This is a genomic window from Mesorhizobium sp. M1A.T.Ca.IN.004.03.1.1, from assembly GCF_003997555.1.
Taxonomy (GTDB): Bacteria; Pseudomonadota; Alphaproteobacteria; order Rhizobiales; family Rhizobiaceae; genus Mesorhizobium.
The window spans coordinates 1-341 of the sequence record NZ_RZTV01000106.1 but is presented as its reverse complement, the minus strand read 5'-3'; the positions used below and the strand labels follow the sequence as shown (position 1 = coordinate 341).

General features: G+C 58.9%; 1 pseudogene. It reads left to right on the top strand.

The features are described from left to right. Positions 1 to 341: pseudogene (locus EOD29_RS30905) on the top strand (adenylate/guanylate cyclase domain-containing protein); the annotation flags it as partial.

Genomic DNA, 341 nt, shown 5'->3' with positions numbered 1-341 from the left:
GGCGTCGCGGCCAATTTCATGCGGGGCGGTGAGACTGTTCTCGAGAATGCGGAGCACGGCAGCGAGACCGAGCGCAACTTCGAGAAGACGCCGATATTCTATCTTCTGAACCGCGGTGAGAAGACGGGGCGGTGGAACCTGGCGAAAGGCGAGGGTCTCCACTATGGCGAGCTCTACGAATTTGCGCTTGCCGGTGGCACGGACCATGTGGTCAATCTTTTCGAGTTCCCGAAGGAAGTCGCGCTGCGCGGGCTCGGTTTCTCTCTGACGAGCGATTCTCCGGGCGGATTTTCAGATGATCAACTGGCGATTATCGATGAGCTTTTCCCAGCGCTGGGGCT